General features: G+C 63.6%; 15 protein-coding genes. 10 read left to right on the plus strand and 5 right to left on the minus strand.

Going from position 1 to position 16191, the window contains the following annotated elements; all coding sequences use genetic code 11:
- Nucleotides 1–73: 73 nt before the first annotated feature.
- The gene (locus tag AC0L3X_RS31965) at nucleotides 74–1618 is read right to left on the minus strand and encodes an acyl-CoA synthetase (protein WP_063985756.1); all 1545 of its coding nucleotides are present in this window, start codon (nucleotides 1616–1618) and stop codon (nucleotides 74–76) included.
- Nucleotides 1619–1795: 177 nt separating this feature from the next.
- Entirely contained in the window at nucleotides 1796–2968 is a 1173-nt protein-coding gene (locus AC0L3X_RS31970; protein WP_063985755.1) for an acetyl-CoA C-acetyltransferase, read from the minus strand.
- 238 nt (nucleotides 2969–3206) lie between these two features.
- Between AC0L3X_RS31970 and AC0L3X_RS31975 the strand changes: the two genes are divergently transcribed.
- The 8 genes from AC0L3X_RS31975 (at nucleotide 3207) to AC0L3X_RS32010 (ending at nucleotide 12363) form a co-directional block, all read left to right on the plus strand.
- Nucleotides 3207–3785: a TetR family transcriptional regulator gene (locus AC0L3X_RS31975; protein WP_231143663.1), complete on the plus strand. Its 579-nt coding sequence runs from the start codon at nucleotides 3207–3209 to the stop codon at nucleotides 3783–3785.
- Between the two features lie 55 nt (nucleotides 3786–3840).
- On the plus strand, nucleotides 3841–4599 hold the full coding sequence (locus tag AC0L3X_RS31980) for an SDR family NAD(P)-dependent oxidoreductase (protein WP_063985753.1): 759 nt from the start codon (nucleotides 3841–3843) through the stop codon (nucleotides 4597–4599).
- A 185-nt stretch (nucleotides 4600–4784) separates the two neighbouring features.
- The gene (locus tag AC0L3X_RS31985; RefSeq protein ID WP_063985752.1) at nucleotides 4785–5591 is read left to right on the plus strand and encodes an enoyl-CoA hydratase/isomerase family protein; all 807 of its coding nucleotides are present in this window, start codon (nucleotides 4785–4787) and stop codon (nucleotides 5589–5591) included.
- A gap of 44 nt (nucleotides 5592–5635) precedes the next feature.
- A complete protein-coding gene (locus AC0L3X_RS31990) occupies nucleotides 5636–7507 on the plus strand; it encodes an AMP-binding protein (RefSeq protein ID WP_063985751.1) in 1872 nt (623 codons plus the stop codon).
- Between the two features lie 158 nt (nucleotides 7508–7665).
- The gene (locus AC0L3X_RS31995) at nucleotides 7666–8793 is read left to right on the plus strand and encodes an acyl-CoA dehydrogenase family protein (RefSeq protein WP_231143662.1); all 1128 of its coding nucleotides are present in this window, start codon (nucleotides 7666–7668) and stop codon (nucleotides 8791–8793) included.
- Nucleotides 8794–8912: 119 nt separating this feature from the next.
- Nucleotides 8913–10157: an acyl-CoA dehydrogenase gene (locus AC0L3X_RS32000; protein WP_063985749.1), complete on the plus strand. Its 1245-nt coding sequence runs from the start codon at nucleotides 8913–8915 to the stop codon at nucleotides 10155–10157.
- A gap of 123 nt (nucleotides 10158–10280) precedes the next feature.
- Nucleotides 10281–11525, plus strand: a complete 1245-nt coding sequence (locus AC0L3X_RS32005; RefSeq protein WP_231143661.1) for an acyl-CoA dehydrogenase — start codon at nucleotides 10281–10283, stop codon at nucleotides 11523–11525.
- A 136-nt stretch (nucleotides 11526–11661) separates the two neighbouring features.
- The gene (locus AC0L3X_RS32010; RefSeq protein WP_063985747.1) at nucleotides 11662–12363 is read left to right on the plus strand and encodes a nitroreductase; all 702 of its coding nucleotides are present in this window, start codon (nucleotides 11662–11664) and stop codon (nucleotides 12361–12363) included.
- Nucleotides 12364–12459: 96 nt separating this feature from the next.
- Here AC0L3X_RS32010 and AC0L3X_RS32015 read toward each other — a convergent pair whose 3' ends face one another.
- Together AC0L3X_RS32015 and AC0L3X_RS32020 are read right to left on the minus strand one after the other, a co-directional pair.
- Entirely contained in the window at nucleotides 12460–13008 is a 549-nt protein-coding gene (locus AC0L3X_RS32015; RefSeq protein ID WP_014491704.1) for a sigma-70 family RNA polymerase sigma factor, read from the minus strand.
- Complete coding sequence (locus AC0L3X_RS32020; protein WP_063986724.1) at nucleotides 13008–13238, minus strand: NepR family anti-sigma factor; 231 nt, start codon at nucleotides 13236–13238, stop codon at nucleotides 13008–13010. The genes AC0L3X_RS32015 and AC0L3X_RS32020 overlap by 1 nt, the downstream gene beginning before the upstream one ends.
- Before the next feature lie 221 nt (nucleotides 13239–13459).
- On the opposite strand from AC0L3X_RS32020, the gene AC0L3X_RS32025 reads away from it, so the two are divergent.
- Nucleotides 13460–14266 (plus strand): response regulator, encoded by an 807-nt coding sequence (locus tag AC0L3X_RS32025; protein ID WP_014491706.1) that lies wholly within the window; start codon nucleotides 13460–13462, stop codon nucleotides 14264–14266.
- An 82-nt stretch (nucleotides 14267–14348) separates the two neighbouring features.
- On the opposite strand, the gene AC0L3X_RS32030 is transcribed toward AC0L3X_RS32025, so the two are convergent.
- Nucleotides 14349–15197, minus strand: a complete 849-nt coding sequence (locus AC0L3X_RS32030) for an energy transducer TonB family protein (RefSeq protein WP_354115282.1) — start codon at nucleotides 15195–15197, stop codon at nucleotides 14349–14351.
- A gap of 200 nt (nucleotides 15198–15397) precedes the next feature.
- Between AC0L3X_RS32030 and AC0L3X_RS32035 the strand changes: the two genes are divergently transcribed.
- Nucleotides 15398–16012 (plus strand): nuclear transport factor 2 family protein, encoded by a 615-nt coding sequence (locus tag AC0L3X_RS32035; protein WP_063985745.1) that lies wholly within the window; start codon nucleotides 15398–15400, stop codon nucleotides 16010–16012.
- Nucleotides 16013–16191 lie beyond the last annotated feature (179 nt).

Below are 16191 nucleotides of genomic sequence, written 5' to 3' on the forward strand. Positions count from 1 at the left end.
GACTGTCACCCCGCCCCGCTGCGCATTCCGCTTCGCGCCGACCCTCCCCCTCCAGGGGAGGGTAAGCAAGTGGCTAAATCTTTGCCGTCGTCTTCGGCCAATACCGGTCGCGCAGATGCCGCTTCACCAGCTTGCCCGTCGGCGTGCGCGGCAGCTCGGCTTCGAAATCGATCGAGCGCGGGCATTTGATCGCCGAGAGACGTGTCTTGCAGTAGGCGATCAGGTCGGCTTCGAGCGCCTTGCCGGCGCGGCTCATGTCGTGTGGCTGCACCACCGCCTTCACCTCTTCGCCCATCTCCTCGTTCGGCACGCCGAACACGGCGACGTCGGCGATATCAGGGTGAGTGATGAGCACGTCCTCGGTCTCCTGCGGGTAGATGTTCACCCCGCCGGAGATGATCATGTAGGACTTGCGGTCGGTGAGGAACAGAAAACCGTCCTTGTCGAGGTAGCCGACGTCGCCAAGCGTCGACCAACCCTTGGCGTTGTAGGCCTTCTTCGTTTTCTCTGGATCGTTGTGATAGGTGAAAACAGGCGCATCGGCGAAATAGACCGTGCCGATCTCGCCCACCGGCTGCTCCTCGTCGTTCTCGTCCAGGATCTTGATCTTGCCGACCACGGCGCGGCCGACGCTGCCGCGATGCTCCAGCCATTGCTGCGAATTGCAGACGGTGACGCCGTTGCCTTCCGAGCCGGCGTAATACTCGATCAGGATCGGTCCCCACCATTCGATCATTTTTGCCTTGACGTCGACAGGGCAGGGGGCAGCGGCGTGGATCGCGCCCTTCAGCGTGGAGACGTTGTACTTGCCGCGAACCTCGTCCGGCAGCTTCAGCATGCGCACGAACATGGTCGGTACAAGCTGTGACTGCGTGACCTTGTACTTCTCGACGAGCTTGAGAAAATCCTCGGCGTCAAAATGCTCCATGATGATGGAGGTGCCGCCCAGCACGATCGCCATCATGTTGAAGCGCAGCGGAGCCGCGTGATAGAGCGGCGCCGGCGAGAGATAGGTGCTCTCCGCATTCATGCCGCACATGTCGGCGCAGAGGACGCGCAGGAAGGCGTTCGGCACGTCGATCTTGTTGCCTTCGAAGGCCCTCTTGATGCCCTTCGGTCGGCCGGTGGTGCCGGACGAATACAGCATGTCGTAGCCGGCGACCTCGTCCGCAATCGGCGTTGTCGGCTGTGCCGACGCTTCCTTGTCGTAGGAGCGGAAGCCGGGCTGGGGTTCGTCGACCATGTAGAAGATCGGCTCGCCTGCGGTCCCCTTGATCAGGGCCCTGATCTGGTCGGCGCATTTCGGCGTGGTGATCACGACCTTGGCGCCGCAATCGCCGATGATGTAGTCGATCTCGTCCTGCTTCAGATAGCGGCTGATGGCGGTGTAATAGAGCCCGCTGCGTTGCGCGGCCCAGCAGATCTCCATGAACGCGAGACGGTTTTCCATCAAGAGCGCGATGTGGTCGCCGGCCTTCAGGCCGAGCGAGCGGAACAGGTTTGCGCCCTGGTTCGAGAGCTCGTCGAGCTCGCGATAGGTGATCGCCTTGCCGGTCCCGGCCATCTGGTAGGCGATCTTGTCGGGCGTGGTTTTGGCGTAGACGGACGGATGGGTCATAAGCGTAGGTCCCAAGGCACACGAGATGTCGTCCCGGCGAAAGCCGGGACCCATAACCACAGGGCGTCGTTTGGCAGAGGATTGTCGTTCGGTACTGCGACCAACCACAATCGATAGATTTCGCGGTATGGGTCCCGGCTTTCGCCGGGACGACACCGTTAGTGTGGCAGCAGCAGCTTACAGCCGCTCCACGATCGTTACATTCGCCATGCCGCCGCCTTCGCACATGGTCTGAAGACCATAGCGCTTGCCGCGCTGGTGCAGGGCGTGGACCAGTGTGGTCATCAACTTGGTGCCGGAGCCGCCGAGCGGATGACCGAGCGCGATGGCGCCGCCATTGACGTTGAGGCGGGCTGGATCGGCGCCGGTGGTCTTGAGCCAGCCGGTCGGCACCGAGGCGAAGGCCTCGTTGACCTCGAACAGGTCGATGTCGTCGATCGTCATGCCGGCCTTCTCCAGCGCGCGCTTGGTGGCGTGCAGCGGAGCATCGAGCATGATGACGGGATCGCCGCCGGTCATGGTCATGTGATGGATGCGCGCCAGCGGCGTGAGGCCGAGCTGCTTGAGGCCGCGCTCGTTCACCACCATGACACCGGAGGCGCCGTCGCAGATCTGGCTGGCGCTCGCCGCCGTCAGCTTGCCGTTCTCGGCAATCAGCTTGACGCCCTTGATGCCGTCGAGCGTGGCGTCGAAGCGGATGCCTTCGTCGATGTGATGGGTGTCCTTGCTGCCGTCGGCGCGGGTGATCTCGAGCGGCACGATCTCCTTCTTGAAGTGGCCGGCTTGCGTCGCTGCGATCGCGCGCTGATGGCTGTTGTAGGAGTATTCGTCGAGATCATTCTTCGACAGGCCGTACTTCTCGGCCATCATCTCCGCGCCGGTGAACTGGCTGAACACGATGTTCGGATATTTGTGCTCGATGCCCGGGCTCTTGTAATTGCCAAAGCCGTTCTTGGCCGGAAGCTGCGAGGACAGGCCCATCGGCACGCGCGTCATCGATTCCACGCCGGCGGCGATCACCACGTCCATCGTGCCGGACATCACGGCTTGCGCGGCGAAGTGCAGCGCCTGCTGCGAGGAGCCGCACTGCCGGTCGATCGAGGTGCCCGGAACGCTCTCCGGCAGCTTCGAGGCCATGATCGCGTTGCGCGCGACGTTGTTGGACTGCTCGCCGACCTGCATCACGCAGCCCATGATCACGTCCTCGACCAGGGCGGGATCGACCTTGGTGCGATCGACCAGTTCGTCCAGCACCTTCGCGGCGAGATCGGCCGGATGCCAGCCGGCGAGGCGGCCCCCCTTGCGCCCGCCCGCGGTACGCGCAGCGGCGACGATGTAAGCCTCGGCCATGTCGGTCTCTCCCTGGATTGTTCTCTATCGAGTTTGGATTGTCGCGGCGGATTTAATGGGCGCGATATCGTTTAGTCAATCGATCAATTAACTCTTGTGATGAGGCGCTGCTTCGGCTTATCTGCGGCCGCTTCAAGCGGCGAGAACAGGGAACTCCGTGACTACCAGCGTACCGAACAGGCTCCCCAGCGGAAAGAATTCCACGGCAGAGAAATTGCTCGTGGCCGCGAGCGAGCTGATGATCGAACGCTCGTCGATCGAGATCTCGCTGTCCGACATCGCCCAGAAGTCGGGCGCCAATGCCGCGCTGGTCAAATATCATTTCGGCAACAAGGACGGCCTCTTGCTGGCGCTGCTCGCGCGCGATGCCGCGACCGAGATGTCAAATCTCGAATATCTGCTGGCGCAACCGATCACATCGACGGCGAAGCTGAAGCTGCACATCGCCGGCATCATCCGCGCCTATTACCGGTTCCCCTACATGAATCGGCTGATTCACTATCTGCTGCATGAGACCAATGCCGGCTCTGCCGACGAAGTCTCAAAGTTCTTCGTCGCGCCGCTGCTGGATTTCCATCGCCGCCTGCTCACTGAGGGCGTCAGCCGCGGCGAGTTCCGTGCCACCGATCCGGTGCTGTTCTACACCAGCCTGATCGGCGCCTGCGATCACCTGTTCTTTGGCCGGCACGCGATGTCTCGCGCGACCGGCGTCGGTCCGGTCACCGATGACGTATGCCGGCAATACATCAAGCACATGGAAACGCTGATTTGCGGTGGCATCCTCACGCAAGCCGAGGAAGCTGCCGCGGCCGGATAATCCGGCCGAGACGTACAAGTCTAGAGAAGAAACGCCCAAGGAAAGGTAGCCTGTCATGGAATTGAAAGACGTAGCCGTTCTCATCACCGGTGGTGGTTCGGGTCTTGGTGAAGCGACCGCGCGCGCCATGGCCGCCAAGGGCGCCAAGATTGGTGTGATCGATCAGAACAAGGACAATGCAGAGAAGGTCGCTACCGAAGTGAAGGGCGTCGCGCTTCATGCCGACGTCACCAGCGAGGAGCAGATCAAGGCAGCAATCGCGAAGGCGGAAGCCGCGCACGGCGTCGCGCGCGTGCTGATGAACTGCGCCGGCATCGGCGGCTCGCAGCGCATCGTCGGCCGCGACGGCATCTATCCGCTCGAAAAGTTTGCGCGCATCATCAACGTCAATCTGATCGGCACCTTCAACTGCCTGCGTCTGTTCGCCGAGCGCCTCGTCACGATCGAGCCCGTCGGAGAAGAGCGCGGCGTCATTATCAACACTGCCTCGGTGGCCGCCTATGAAGGCCAGATTGGCCAGATCGCCTACTCGGCCTCGAAGGGCGGCGTCGTCGGCCTAACGCTGCCGGCCGCGCGCGACCTCGCCAGCCAGAAGATCCGCGTCAACACCATTGCGCCCGGCCTGTTCTTCACGCCGTTGTTGATGGGTCTGAATGAAGAAGCCCGCAAGAGCCTCGGTGCCCAGGTGCCGCATCCCTCGCGCCTCGGCGATGCCAAGGAATACGGCTCGCTCGCGGTGCATATCGTCGAGAACGCGATGCTCAACGGCGAGACCATCCGTCTCGACGGAGCCATCCGTATGGCGCCGCGGTAGTAGATGCGCTCTTCCTTCTCCCCTCGTGGGAGAAGGTGGCGCGAAGCGCCGGATGAGGGGTCTCTATCCGCGGAGACAGACCCCTCACCCCGGCGAGTATGTGGCTAGCGATGTACATGCCCTCTCCCGCAAGGGGAGAGGGCACAATAATCGGCACCGCCAAGACCGGTAAGCAGGAGCGCACCATGTCCCAACCGCTGCTGATCGAGCACAACGACGGCGTCGATACGGTGACGCTCAATCGTCCTGAAAACCTCAATGCCCTCGATCCCGCGCTGATCGATGCGCTCAACGTCTATTTCCAGGGCCTCCAGCGCAACCGCGACACGCGCGTCGTCGTGCTGAAAGGCGCCGGCAAGAATTTTTGCGCCGGCCTCGACCTCAAAGCGGCGATGGCCCGCCGCGCCGGGCAGCAGGAGCCGCCCGGTGTCACCGAGTCGCTCGACTCGCAGCGCCGCATCGCCGACATCGTGATGCTGATGCGGCGTTGTCCGCAGCCGATCATCGCTCTGGTACAGGGCGCGGCGGCCGGCGGCGGGTTCGCGCTGGCGCTTGCCTCCGACATCCGCATCGCGACGAAGTCGGCGCGGATGAACTGCGCCTTCATCAAGCTCGGCCTCGGCGGCTGCGACATCGGCACCAGCTACTTTCTGCCGCGGCTCGTCGGCGTCTCTGTGGCGTCCGAATTGATCCTGACCGGACGTTTCATCGGCGCCGAGCGCGCGCTCGCGGTTGGGCTCGTGTCCGAGGTCGTCGATGAAGATAAGCTCGATGCTGCTGCTGCGCCCTATGTCGATGCGATGATGACGGCGTCGCCCGTGGGACTGCGCCTGTCAAAAGAATGTCTCAACATGAGCGTCGATGCGGGATCGCTGGAAACCGTTATCGCGATAGAGGACCGCAACCAGGTCCTGTGCAGTCGCTCCGAGGAATTTTCGGAAGGCATCAGGGCCTTCCTTGAGAAGCGAAAGCCTGTCTATATCAGGCGCTGAAACGAGAACGATCCGCAAAGGACGATAATTCCGGGAGACGCAAAATGAGTGGAAGTGCGGCGGCCGTGATGACGAAGCCCGCCTTTCGCAAGGTCGAGTGGCTCGCGCGCGACATCGACGTCGAGCGGCGCGACGACGGCACGGTGGTGCTGAAGTCGCGCATTCCGCTGCAAGCCTACGAGACGCATCTTCCGGCCTCGCTGGCGAAATGGGCCAGGCAAGCGCCTGAGCGCATCTGGCTCGCGCAGCGCGGCGGAGCGAACCGCGAATGGCGCAAGGTCTCCTACGGTGAGGCCAAGCGCACCGTGGATGCGCTGACGCAGGCGCTGCTTAATCTCAGGCTCGAGGGACGCCCGGTCACGATCCTCTCCGGCAATTCGATCGAGCACGCGCTGATGACGCAGGCCGCGATGCAGGCGCGCTTGCCAGCAGCGCCGGTGTCGCCGGCCTACTCGCTGATGAGCCATGACCACGTCAAGCTGAAGTATCTGTTCGACCTGATCAAGCCGGCCGTGGTGATGGTGCAGGACGGCCCGACCTTCGAGAAGGCGCTGAACGCACTCGACCTCACCGGCGTCACCGTCGTTCACGTCGCTCGTCCCTGCGACGGCATCACGAGCGTCAGCTTTGCCGAGCTCGCGGCAACGTCCGTGACCGCCGATGTCGAAGCATCGATCGCGAAGATCACGCCGCAGACCGTGGGCAAGCTGTTGTTCACCTCCGGCTCGACCGGCATGCCCAAGGCGGTCATCAACACGCAAGAGATGATGTGCGCCAATGCGGCGATGATGATGCAGGTGCGGCCGCGCGATCCCGGCGGTCCGATCTCGACCATGCTGGACTGGATGCCATGGAACCACACCATGGGCGGCAATGCGGCGTTTCACCCGGTGCTGGTCGACGGTGGCACGCTCTATATCGATGACGGCCGGCCGATGCCGGGCCAGTTCGAGGAGACGCTGCGGAATCTGCGCGAGATCTCGCCGACCTATTACGCCAACGTGCCGGCCGGCTATGCCGCGCTCGCGGCGGCCATGGAGAAGGACGATGCGCTGTGCCGCTCGTTCTTCAAGAACCTGTCGATCATGGCCTATGGCGGCGCGCGGCTGCCCGACGATCTCTATGAGCGCATGCAGGCGCTCGCGGTGAAGACGACCGGCGAGCGCATCGTGTTCTACACCGGCTGGGGCTCGACCGAGACGGCGCCGACCTCGACCGGCACCTATTGGGACACCGAGCGCGTCGGCCTGATCGGCCTGCCGTTCCCCGGCGTCGAATTGAAGATGGTGCCGTGCGGCTCAAAATACGAGCTGCGCCTGCGCGGCGTCAACGTCACGCCCGGCTATTTCGGCCAGCCGGACCTGACGAAGAAGATGTTCGACGAGGAAGGTTTTTACTGCATCGGCGATGCCGGCATCTTCGTCGACGATGCCGATCCGGTGAAGGGCATCATCTTCGCCGGCCGCGTCGTAGAGGACTTCAAGCTCACCACCGGCACCTTCGTCCATGTCGGATCGCTCCGCACTGACGCGATCGCCGCGGCGACGCCCGTTGTGCATGACGCGCTGGTTGCCGGGCAGGATCAATGCTCGATCGGTCTGCTGGCATGGCCGAACCTGCACGCCTGTCGCCAGCTCGTCGGCAATCTCGAGCTGAGCTTCGAGGACGCGGTGAAACATCCCGAGGTGATCGCCTGCTTCAGACGTGGCCTCGAAGCACACAACACGGAGTGTGGCGGCGCCAGCAGCCGCGCTATCGCGCGCGCAATGCTGATGGCCGAGCCGCCCTCCATCGACGGCAATGAACTCACCGACAAGGGCTACATCAACCAGCGCGCCGGCCTGGAGCGCCGTGCGGCGCTGGTGAAGCGGCTCTATGCGGACAAGCCTGATCAGGATGTGATCGTGCTGCGATGAATGCGCAACTCTCTCAACTCGTCATTCCGGGATGGCCCGAAGGGCCAGGCCCGGAATCCATAACCCCGGCTGGTGGATATGGATTCCGGGCTCGCGCTCCGCGCGCCCCGGAATGACGGCGCAAATAAATGACAACGAATAAATAAGGGTAGCCCGCCATGAACTTCGATTTCTCCGACGACCAGAAACAGCTCCGCGACCAGGCGCGCAAATTCCTCACCGAAAAATGCTCGCCGAAGGCGGTGCGCGTCGTGCTCGACGGCAAGGCGCCCTACGACAAGGACCTCTGGAAAGGCCTCGCCGAGATGGGCTTTCTCGGTGTCGCGATCCCAGAGGAGTTCGGTGGCGCTGGCGCGGGCCATCTCGAGCTCTGCGTGATCGCGGAGGAGATGGGCCGGGCGAATGCGCCGGTGCCGTTCTCCTCGACAGTGTATCTTGCCGCCGAAGCGCTGCTGATCGCGGGCAGTGATGCCCAGAAGAAGAAATGGCTGCCGGCGATTGCCTCGGGCGAGGCGATCGGCACGCTGGCGCTGTTCGAGGGCAAGGGCAATCCGTCGCCGAAGAACGTCAAGCTCACCGCTGCGAATGGCGTGCTCAACGGCGTGAAGAAGCCGGTCGCGGATGGTGCGATCGCCGACTTCGCTGTCGTCGCCGCGCGCACCGGATCGGGCGGTCGCGACGGCGACATCTCGCTGTTCCTCGTCGACCTCAAGGCCGGTGGCGTCGAGGTGAAGAGCCTCACCAATCTCGATCCGACCCGCGGACAGGCCGAGATCACGTTTAAGGATTGCAAGGCCGAGCCGCTGGGAGCTGCGGGTGAAGGCTGGAGCATTTTGACCCAGGTGCTCGATCGCGCGGCGGTGCTGTGCGCATTCGAGCAGGTCGGCGGCTCCGACCGCGCGCTCGAAATGGGCCGCGACTACGCGCTCGACCGCATCGCCTTCGGCCGCCAGATCGGCTCGTTCCAGGCGGTCAAGCACATGCTCGCGGACATGTATGTGTCGGCGACGCTGGCGCGCTCCAACAGCTATTACGGCGCCTGGGCGCTCTCGACCAACGCGGCCGAGCTGCCGGAAGCCGCCGCCGCCGCGCGCATCAGCGCGACGCAGGCGTTCCAGCATTGCGCCAAGAACAACATCCAGGTTCACGGCGGTATGGGATTCACCTGGGAGTTCGACTGTCACATGTACTACCGCCGCGCCAACGCCATGGCGCTCGGGCTCGGCAGCCTGTCCTATTGGGAAGACCAGTTGATCGACCGCATGCGCAAGAAGAACGCGGCGTAACGACAGGTGATTTGTAGGATGGGTAGAGCGTAGCGAAACCCATCATGACGCGGGTGGTCTGACAGATGGGTTTCGCTTCGCTCTACCCATCCTACGACGCCGGCGAAGGATGACAGACCATGAATTTCGACGACACCCCGCAGGAAGCCGAATTCCGCGCCACCGCCCGCGCCTGGATCGGCGCGAACGCGCCCAGGCAGTACGAGGAAGAGCTGCGCAAATCCTCGCTCGGCCGCACCCAGCTCAAGAACGCCAATATTCTCGAGGTCGCCAAGGCCTGGCAGAAGAAGAAGGCCGATGCCGGCTGGGCCTGCCTGCACTGGCCGAAGGAGTATGGCGGGCGCGGCTCGTCGCCGATCGAGCGCGTGATCTGGCAGCAGGAAGAGGGGCCGTTCGGCCAGCTGTCCCGCATGTTCATCATCGGCCATGGCATGTGCGGGCCGACCATGATGGCGTTCGCCCGCGAGGAGCATAAGCGCACGTACCTCCCGCCGCTCGCATCCGGCGAAAAGGTCTGGTGCCAGCTGTTCTCCGAGCCGGCCGGCGGCTCCGACGTCGCGGGCCTGCACACGCGCGCGGAAAAGGACGGCGACGACTGGGTCATCAACGGCCAGAAGATCTGGACGTCGGGCGCGCATTATTCCGACTATGGCATCCTGCTGACCCGCACCGATCCGACCGTGCCCAAGCACAAGGGCCTCACCATGTTCTTCCTGGACATGAAGAGCCCGGGCGTCGAGGTGCGGCCGATCAAGCAGGCGAGCGGTGCATCCGACTTCAACGAGGTCTATTTCACCAATGTCCGTATTCCCGACCATCAGCGCCTCGGCGAGGTCGGTGACGGCTGGAACGTCTCGCTGACCACGCTGATGAACGAGCGCAGCGCGATCGGCGCGGCCGTCTCGACCGGCTTCCCGGAGCTGTTCGAATATTGCTCCAGCCTGATGCTCGACGACGGCCCGGCGATCGAGGATCGCGCTGTACGCTCGAAGCTCGCGAACTGGGCGGTGAAGGCGAGCGGGCTGAAGTACACCAGCATGCGCGCGATCTCGGCGCTGTCGAAGGGCGAGCGCCCGGGTCCGGAGAATTCCATCGGCAAGCTGGTGGCGGGCTCGATGATCCAGGACGTCGCGACCTACGCGCTGGACCTGCAGGGTGCGAACGGCGTGATCAGCGGCGAGGATGGCGAACTCGCCGGCCGTTTCCAGGCGATGCTCTTGCGCGCGCCGGGCACGCGCGTCGAAGGCGGCACCGACGAGATCATGCGCAACATCATCGCCGAGCGGGTGCTGGGCCTGCCCGGCGATATCAGGGTCGACAAGGACGTGCCGTTCAACAAGATCCCGACGAAGGGAAGAGGCTAGAGTCGTAGGGTGGGCAAAGGCGCGTAGCGCCGTGCCCACCAATTCTGTCGAGAACGAGGGAAGGTGGTGGGCACGCTTCGCTTTGCCCACCCTACGCACCGAGCAAGAATTGAGAGGTTCGCCATGAATTTCGACGACACCCCGCAGGAAGCCGCTTTCCGCGAGACCGCGCGCAAATGGGTCGAGGCCAATGCGCCGAGGGAGTTGCATGCCGAGCTGTCAAAATCCTCGCTCGGCCGCATCCGGCTGGCCAATCATGACATCGTCGATGTCGGCAAGGCCTGGCAGAAGAAGAAGTTCGAAGGCAATTGGGCCTGCCTGCACTGGCCGAAGGAATATGGCGGCCGCGACGCCACGCCGATCGAGAAGGTGATCTGGCAGCAGGAGGAGGGCGTCTACGGCAAGCTGACGCAACCGTTCCAGATCGGCGAGGGCATGTGCGGCCCGACCGTGATGGCTTTTGGCAGCGAGGACGCCAAGCGCCGCCATCTGCCGAAGCTCGCCTCCGGCGAGGAGATCTGGTGCCAGCTGTTTTCCGAGCCGTCCGCCGGCTCCGACGTCGCGGGGCTGCGCACCCGCGCGGAGAAGAAGGGCGACAATTGGGTCGTCAACGGCCAGAAGATCTGGACCTCCGGCGCGCATTATTCCGACTTCGGTCTGTTGATCGCGCGGACCGATCCGAACGTGCCCAAGCACAAGGGCCTCACCATGTTCTTCCTGGACATGAAGAGCCCGGGCGTCGAGGTTCGCCCGATCAAGCAGGCCAACGGCATGCAGGAGTTCAACGAGGTCTATTTCACCGATGTGGTGATCCCCGACAGCCAGCGCCTCGGCGCCGTCGGCGAGGGCTGGAGCGTGTCACTGACGACGCTGATGAACGAGCGGATGTCGATCGGCTCGCGGCTTGCGACCGGCGTCCCTGAAATGTTCGAGTTCTGCTCCAATCTGATGCTCGAGGACGGGCTCGCCATCGACGATCCCGCCGTGCGCTCGAAGCTCGCGAGCTGGGCGGTGAAGTCGAGCGGGCTGAAATACACCAGCTACCGCGCGATCTCGGCGCTCTCGAAGGGCGATCGGCCGGGGCCGGAGAATTCGATCGGCAAGTTGGTGTCGGGCATGATGCTCCAGGACATCGCGACCTACGCCATGGACCTCCAGGGCGCGGCCGGTGTTCTCACCGGCACCGACGAGGAGACGGTGCAGGGGCAGTTCCAGCAGATGCTGCTGTCCTCGCCCTCGATGCGCATCGCTGGCGGCACCGACGAGATCTTGCGCAACATCATCGCCGAGCGCGTGCTGGGATTGCCGGGCGACATTCGCGTCGACAAGGACGTGCCGTATAACAAGATCCCGACCAAGGGTCGGTGATCCAGCCTCTCGCTGTATCGCGTAGGGTGGGCAAAGCGAAGCGTGCCCACCATATGCAGATGCGCCGGGGTAAGTCTGTCGGTGGGCACGGCGCTATCGCGCCTTTGCCCACCCTACGAGGAGCGCGAGCTAATTCATGGATGCAAAAGTGAGCCAGACCCAGGACCGCATCGGCGTGCTCGAAGAGCTCCTCAACGAGCGCTACTCCGTCCGCGCCTTCTTGGCCAAGGAGGTCGACCGCGCGACCATCGAGCATGTGCTGACCACCGCGCAGCGCACCGCGTCCTGGTGCAACAGCCAGCCCTGGCAGGTCATCATCGCCAGTGGCGCGGCCAAGGAGCGCTTCCGCCAGGCGATCTACAAGGAAGCGTCGGGCGGATTGGGTGACGATTACGATTTCACGCCACCTCGCGAGTATGCCGGCGTCTATCTCGAACGCCGCCGCGAGAGCGGCTTTCAGCTCTACAACACGCTCGGCATCGCCCGCGGCGACAAGATGGCTTACGCAAAACAGGCGCTGGAGAATTACAATTTCTTCGGTGCGCCGCATGTCGCGATCATTCACACCGACGAGCCGCTCGGCATCTACGGTGCGATCGATTGCGGCGCTTATGTCTCGAATTTCATGCTGGCCGCGCAGGCGCTCGGGCTCGGCACCATTCCGCAGGCGGCGCTCGCGCGCCATTCCGGGCTGATCCGCCGCCACTTCAATCTGCCCGACGACCGCCGCGTCGTCTGCGGCATCTCGTTCGGCTATGCCGACGACGCCCACAAGGTCAACAGCTACCGCACCTCGCGCGCGAGCGTCGCCGACACCGCCACGTTCGCGGACGAATGATCCGTCTCGCGCGCGCCATCCGGCTTTCACACACGCGCAAAGGCGGCCGCAGAAACGGCCGCCTTCACATTCGTCTCGGTCCGGTTGACGCGGCCGCTATCCGCCGCTGCCGCCGATCACGGCGCGCACGGTCTCGTCGGGCCCGAAGTCCTCGGCGCCATCGACATAAAGCAGCGCAGCGAGCTTCGAGCGCGCGCGATTGACGCGGCTCTTGATCGTGCCGACGGCACAGCCGCAGATCGAAGCTGCGTCCTCATAGGAGAAGCCGGAGGCGCCGACCAGGATCAAGGCCTCGCGCTGGTCCTGCGGAAGCTTCTCGAGCGCGCCGCGGAACTCCTCGAACTCGAGATGCGCGTTCTGCGACGGCTGCGTCTTCAGCGTCTTGGCATAGTTGCCCTCGGCATCCTCCACCTCCCGCCGCCGCTTGCGATAGTCGGAGCGGAACAGATTGCGAAGGATCGTGAACAGCCACGCCGGCAGGTTGGAGCCGGGCTGGAACGAGTCGATGTTGGCGAGCGCACGCAGAAGCGTTTCCTGCACCAGATCGTCGGCGCGGTCGGCATTGCCGCTCAGCGAGATCGCGAACGCGCGCAGACTTGGCACGGCCGCGAGGATGTCGTCACGAAGGGAGTCCGTGAGAGGCATTAATCCCTCCCATTGTTGTCGTTGGAGCCCCTGTCAGGTTCCACTTGGGGTGCGCCTCCGGGCGCATCAAGCTTCTTGATCAGTTCCGCGAACCGGTCCGGAACCCCCTGCCGCACCACGTCGTCGTACATGGCGCGCAGCTGGTGGCCGATCCGGGACTGAATCTCCGGAGTGAGGCCTCCCTTGCCGGGGGTCGTGCTTTTGCTGGCTTGAGACTTGAGATCTTTCATGACCTGTTCCACGTTTCCCCGAGTTAAGTAACTGTAAAATCGAGAAGTTCTCTCAACCGGGAGCCGTTCCCTGAATAGGCACAATTCCAGGTTCGACAAAAAGTTCCCAGATAAGCGGAACTTTTCTTGGCGTGAGGCGTAGACAGCCCAGCAGGGGAACCCGGGCCTCCCCGCTTGTTGCCTGGTTCGTCAAGGTTGGCCCGAAGATGAATGGAGTGGGGATGTCCCGTTCGCAGCTTGTTGCTGAACACTTGCCGTTGTTGCGCCGGTACGCGCGCGCCCTGACGGGCAGCCAGGCCTCCGGTGACGCCTATGTCGCAGCCATGTTGGAAGCGATGCTCGGAGATCCGTCCGTGCTCGACGAGAGCCACGGTCCGCGCGCCGGCCTGTTCCGGCTGTTCACCCAGATATGGAATTCGGTCTCCGTCAACGACGATGCCGAGGTAACGACCTTGCCGATGCCGCCGGAGCGGCGGCTGTCGAACATCACGCCGCTGCCGCGGCAGGCATTCCTGCTGCTCTCGCTCGAAGGATTCTCGGAAGAGGAAGTCGGCTACATCCTCGGCACCGACGTCGCCGAGACGCGGCGGCTTGCCGATGCCGCGGGACGCGAGATGGCGGCCGAGATTGCGACCGACGTGCTGATCATCGAGGACGAGACCTTCATCGCCATGGACCTCGAGAGCCTGGTGAAGAATCTCGGTCACAATGTCGTTGGTGTCGCGCGCACCCATGCCGATGCGGTGGCGCTGGCCAAGAACAAGCGGCCGGGCCTGATCCTCGCCGACATCCAGCTTGCCGACGGCTCGTCGGGCCTGGACGCCGTCAACGAGCTGCTCCGCACCTTCGAGGTGCCGGTGGTATTCATCACCGCCTATCCGGAGCGCTTCCTGACCGGCGAGCGCCCCGAGCCGGCGTTCCTGATCTCAAAGCCGTTCCAGCCCGCGATGGTGTCGGCGGTGGCGAGCCAGGCGCTGTTCTTCCAGCGCAATTCGCGCAACCGCGCGCCGAAGGCGCCGGCGGCGTAAGCAAGCCTCTATCGGACTAAGGAGACGGCGCGTCGCAAGGCGCGCCGTTTTTGCATCTGGCAGAGAGTTGTTCTGCTCTGCTTCAGCAGCCGCGGCAGATGCTGCGAAGCATGGAATTCAGCTTGGTATCGTCTGGCCCAGGGGACTTCGCATTCAGCCTGGCCTGGTCCTCGATCCAGGATTTGAGCAATTTTTCTCGTTCCGGCGACGGCCCTGGGTTTAGCCGCGTTCCGTCGAAGCTCATGAGGACGGTCACTCTCTGCAGGTCGTCCTTCGCCTCAGCGGGCGGTTTCGGGAATGGCACGGATCGCTCGACCATGGCGAGCGTTGCGGCATCTAGCGGCGCGAAGCCTGTGCTTTCTACCAGCACGTTCGAGATCAATTTGCCTGAACGATCGACCACGAACGTGACGCCGGTATCGCCCCTCTGACCGATCGCCTCCGGAGGAAATGCCCTGTGGCGCCAGACGTGTTGGGTGACCGTCTTGCGCCAGGCGGCCATGGGATCGGCCTCCGTGGAGGCGGGATCCGTGGAGGCGGGATCCGGCCTGCTCAGCACGACCCCTAAGGGCGGCACCTGAAATTGACGGCCGCTGAAGACAATCTGCACCGTGAAAGGGAACGAGTCCTCCTTGAGCTCCGAAGGTGGCGCCGGAAACGGTTCGGCGCGGGCGATGATCGCCAGCGCAGCATCGTCGAGCGACCGCGAGCCGGCGCTTTCAGCCAACGCCCGCGAGATCAACGTGCCCGACCGGTCGATGACGAATGTGACTCTGGCCTTGCCGGTTTGCCCCCGTGCTCCAACTGGAAAGAACCTGTTGCTTGCAATATGTGCCGACAGCCCCGCCTTCCAGGCTTTGACGGTCTCGCTCTGCGGTTCAGTCTGCGCATGTGCGGGGAACGCCGCCAACAATCCGAGAAGCGCGGCCAACAAGGGGAATTTCGTCTGCATCGGTGCGGATACTAATCGCGGTCAGGTTGATTGCAAGGCTCCCTACCCGTATCGCGCTCGCGCGGCTGTGGGCAATTCGAAGGGCTGGGAAGCCCGCTTGACGGCGGCCAAATTGCCTCGTTCATACGTCGGGTCGATGACATCAATCGCGACCTCGAGCTGCCAGGAGATTTTTCATCATGGACCAGCAACTCCTCGACCGCCTCGCCATCCGCGACCTCGTCGAGAACTGGGCGGTGTGGCGCGACGCCGGCGACTGGGAGCGTTTCGCCACGGTCTGGCATGACGAGGGCTGGATGTCCGCCACCTGGTTTCAGGGGCCCGCGCGGGATTTCATGCGGGTCAGTCAGGAGGGGTTTGCCAAGGGCGTGCGCATCCTGCATTTCCTCGGCGGCACCAGCATTGATCTCGCAGGCGCGCGCGCCATTGCGCAAACCAAGATGACGATCTCGCAGCGTGCCCTGGTGCATGACGTGCTCTGCGACGTCGTCTGCACCGGACGCTTCTACGATTTCCTGGAGAAGCGGCATGACCAATCAGGCATTGGCAAATGGGGCATCGTCCGCCGCCAGCCGATCTACGAGAAGGACCGGATCGACCCGGTCGATCCCGCCGCAACGCTTCAACTCGACCAAAAAGCGCTCGCTGCGCTCCCCGAAGGCTACCGCCACCTCGCCTACATGCAGGAATTGATCGGCTACAAGGTCAAGCGCGACATGCCGGGCTTGATCGGCACTGAAGTCGAGAAGCTCTATGGCGAAGGGCGGGACTGGCTCGCGGGGAAGCCGAAGTGAGGCTCAGACAAAAGTAAGGCGCGACTGGCATCACCACAGTCGCGCCCTACGTCGCCGGCTTATGGGGCAGGGGGGAATAGCCGGCTGTTGAGACGACTCTCGGGCCTGAGAGTCGTTCCAGGCGGGTGAAAATTTTTTTGTGCGGCATTTTTATGCGGCCTGCGGTGAATTTCGCACAC

Source organism: Bradyrhizobium sp. MI1.7 (genome assembly GCF_055811795.1).

Bases quoted from the DNA above. Each gene is read 5' to 3' on its own strand.
- AC0L3X_RS31965 (WP_063985756.1), bottom strand. From the start codon at position 1,618: ATGACCCATCCGTCCGTCTACGCCAAAACCACGCCCGACAAGATCGCC.
- AC0L3X_RS31970 (WP_063985755.1), bottom strand. From the start codon at position 2,968: ATGGCCGAGGCTTACATCGTCGCCGCTGCGCGTACCGCGGGCGGGCGC.
- AC0L3X_RS31975 (WP_231143663.1), top strand. From the start codon at position 3,207: ATGATCGAACGCTCGTCGATCGAGATCTCGCTGTCCGACATCGCCCAG.
- AC0L3X_RS31980 (WP_063985753.1), top strand. From the start codon at position 3,841: ATGGAATTGAAAGACGTAGCCGTTCTCATCACCGGTGGTGGTTCGGGT.
- AC0L3X_RS31985 (WP_063985752.1), top strand. From the start codon at position 4,785: ATGTCCCAACCGCTGCTGATCGAGCACAACGACGGCGTCGATACGGTG.
- AC0L3X_RS31990 (WP_063985751.1), top strand. From the start codon at position 5,636: ATGAGTGGAAGTGCGGCGGCCGTGATGACGAAGCCCGCCTTTCGCAAG.
- AC0L3X_RS31995 (WP_231143662.1), top strand. From the start codon at position 7,666: ATGAACTTCGATTTCTCCGACGACCAGAAACAGCTCCGCGACCAGGCG.
- AC0L3X_RS32000 (WP_063985749.1), top strand. From the start codon at position 8,913: ATGAATTTCGACGACACCCCGCAGGAAGCCGAATTCCGCGCCACCGCC.
- AC0L3X_RS32005 (WP_231143661.1), top strand. From the start codon at position 10,281: ATGAATTTCGACGACACCCCGCAGGAAGCCGCTTTCCGCGAGACCGCG.
- AC0L3X_RS32010 (WP_063985747.1), top strand. From the start codon at position 11,662: ATGGATGCAAAAGTGAGCCAGACCCAGGACCGCATCGGCGTGCTCGAA.
- AC0L3X_RS32015 (WP_014491704.1), bottom strand. From the start codon at position 13,008: ATGCCTCTCACGGACTCCCTTCGTGACGACATCCTCGCGGCCGTGCCA.
- AC0L3X_RS32020 (WP_063986724.1), bottom strand. From the start codon at position 13,238: ATGAAAGATCTCAAGTCTCAAGCCAGCAAAAGCACGACCCCCGGCAAG.
- AC0L3X_RS32025 (WP_014491706.1), top strand. From the start codon at position 13,460: ATGTCCCGTTCGCAGCTTGTTGCTGAACACTTGCCGTTGTTGCGCCGG.
- AC0L3X_RS32035 (WP_063985745.1), top strand. From the start codon at position 15,398: ATGGACCAGCAACTCCTCGACCGCCTCGCCATCCGCGACCTCGTCGAG.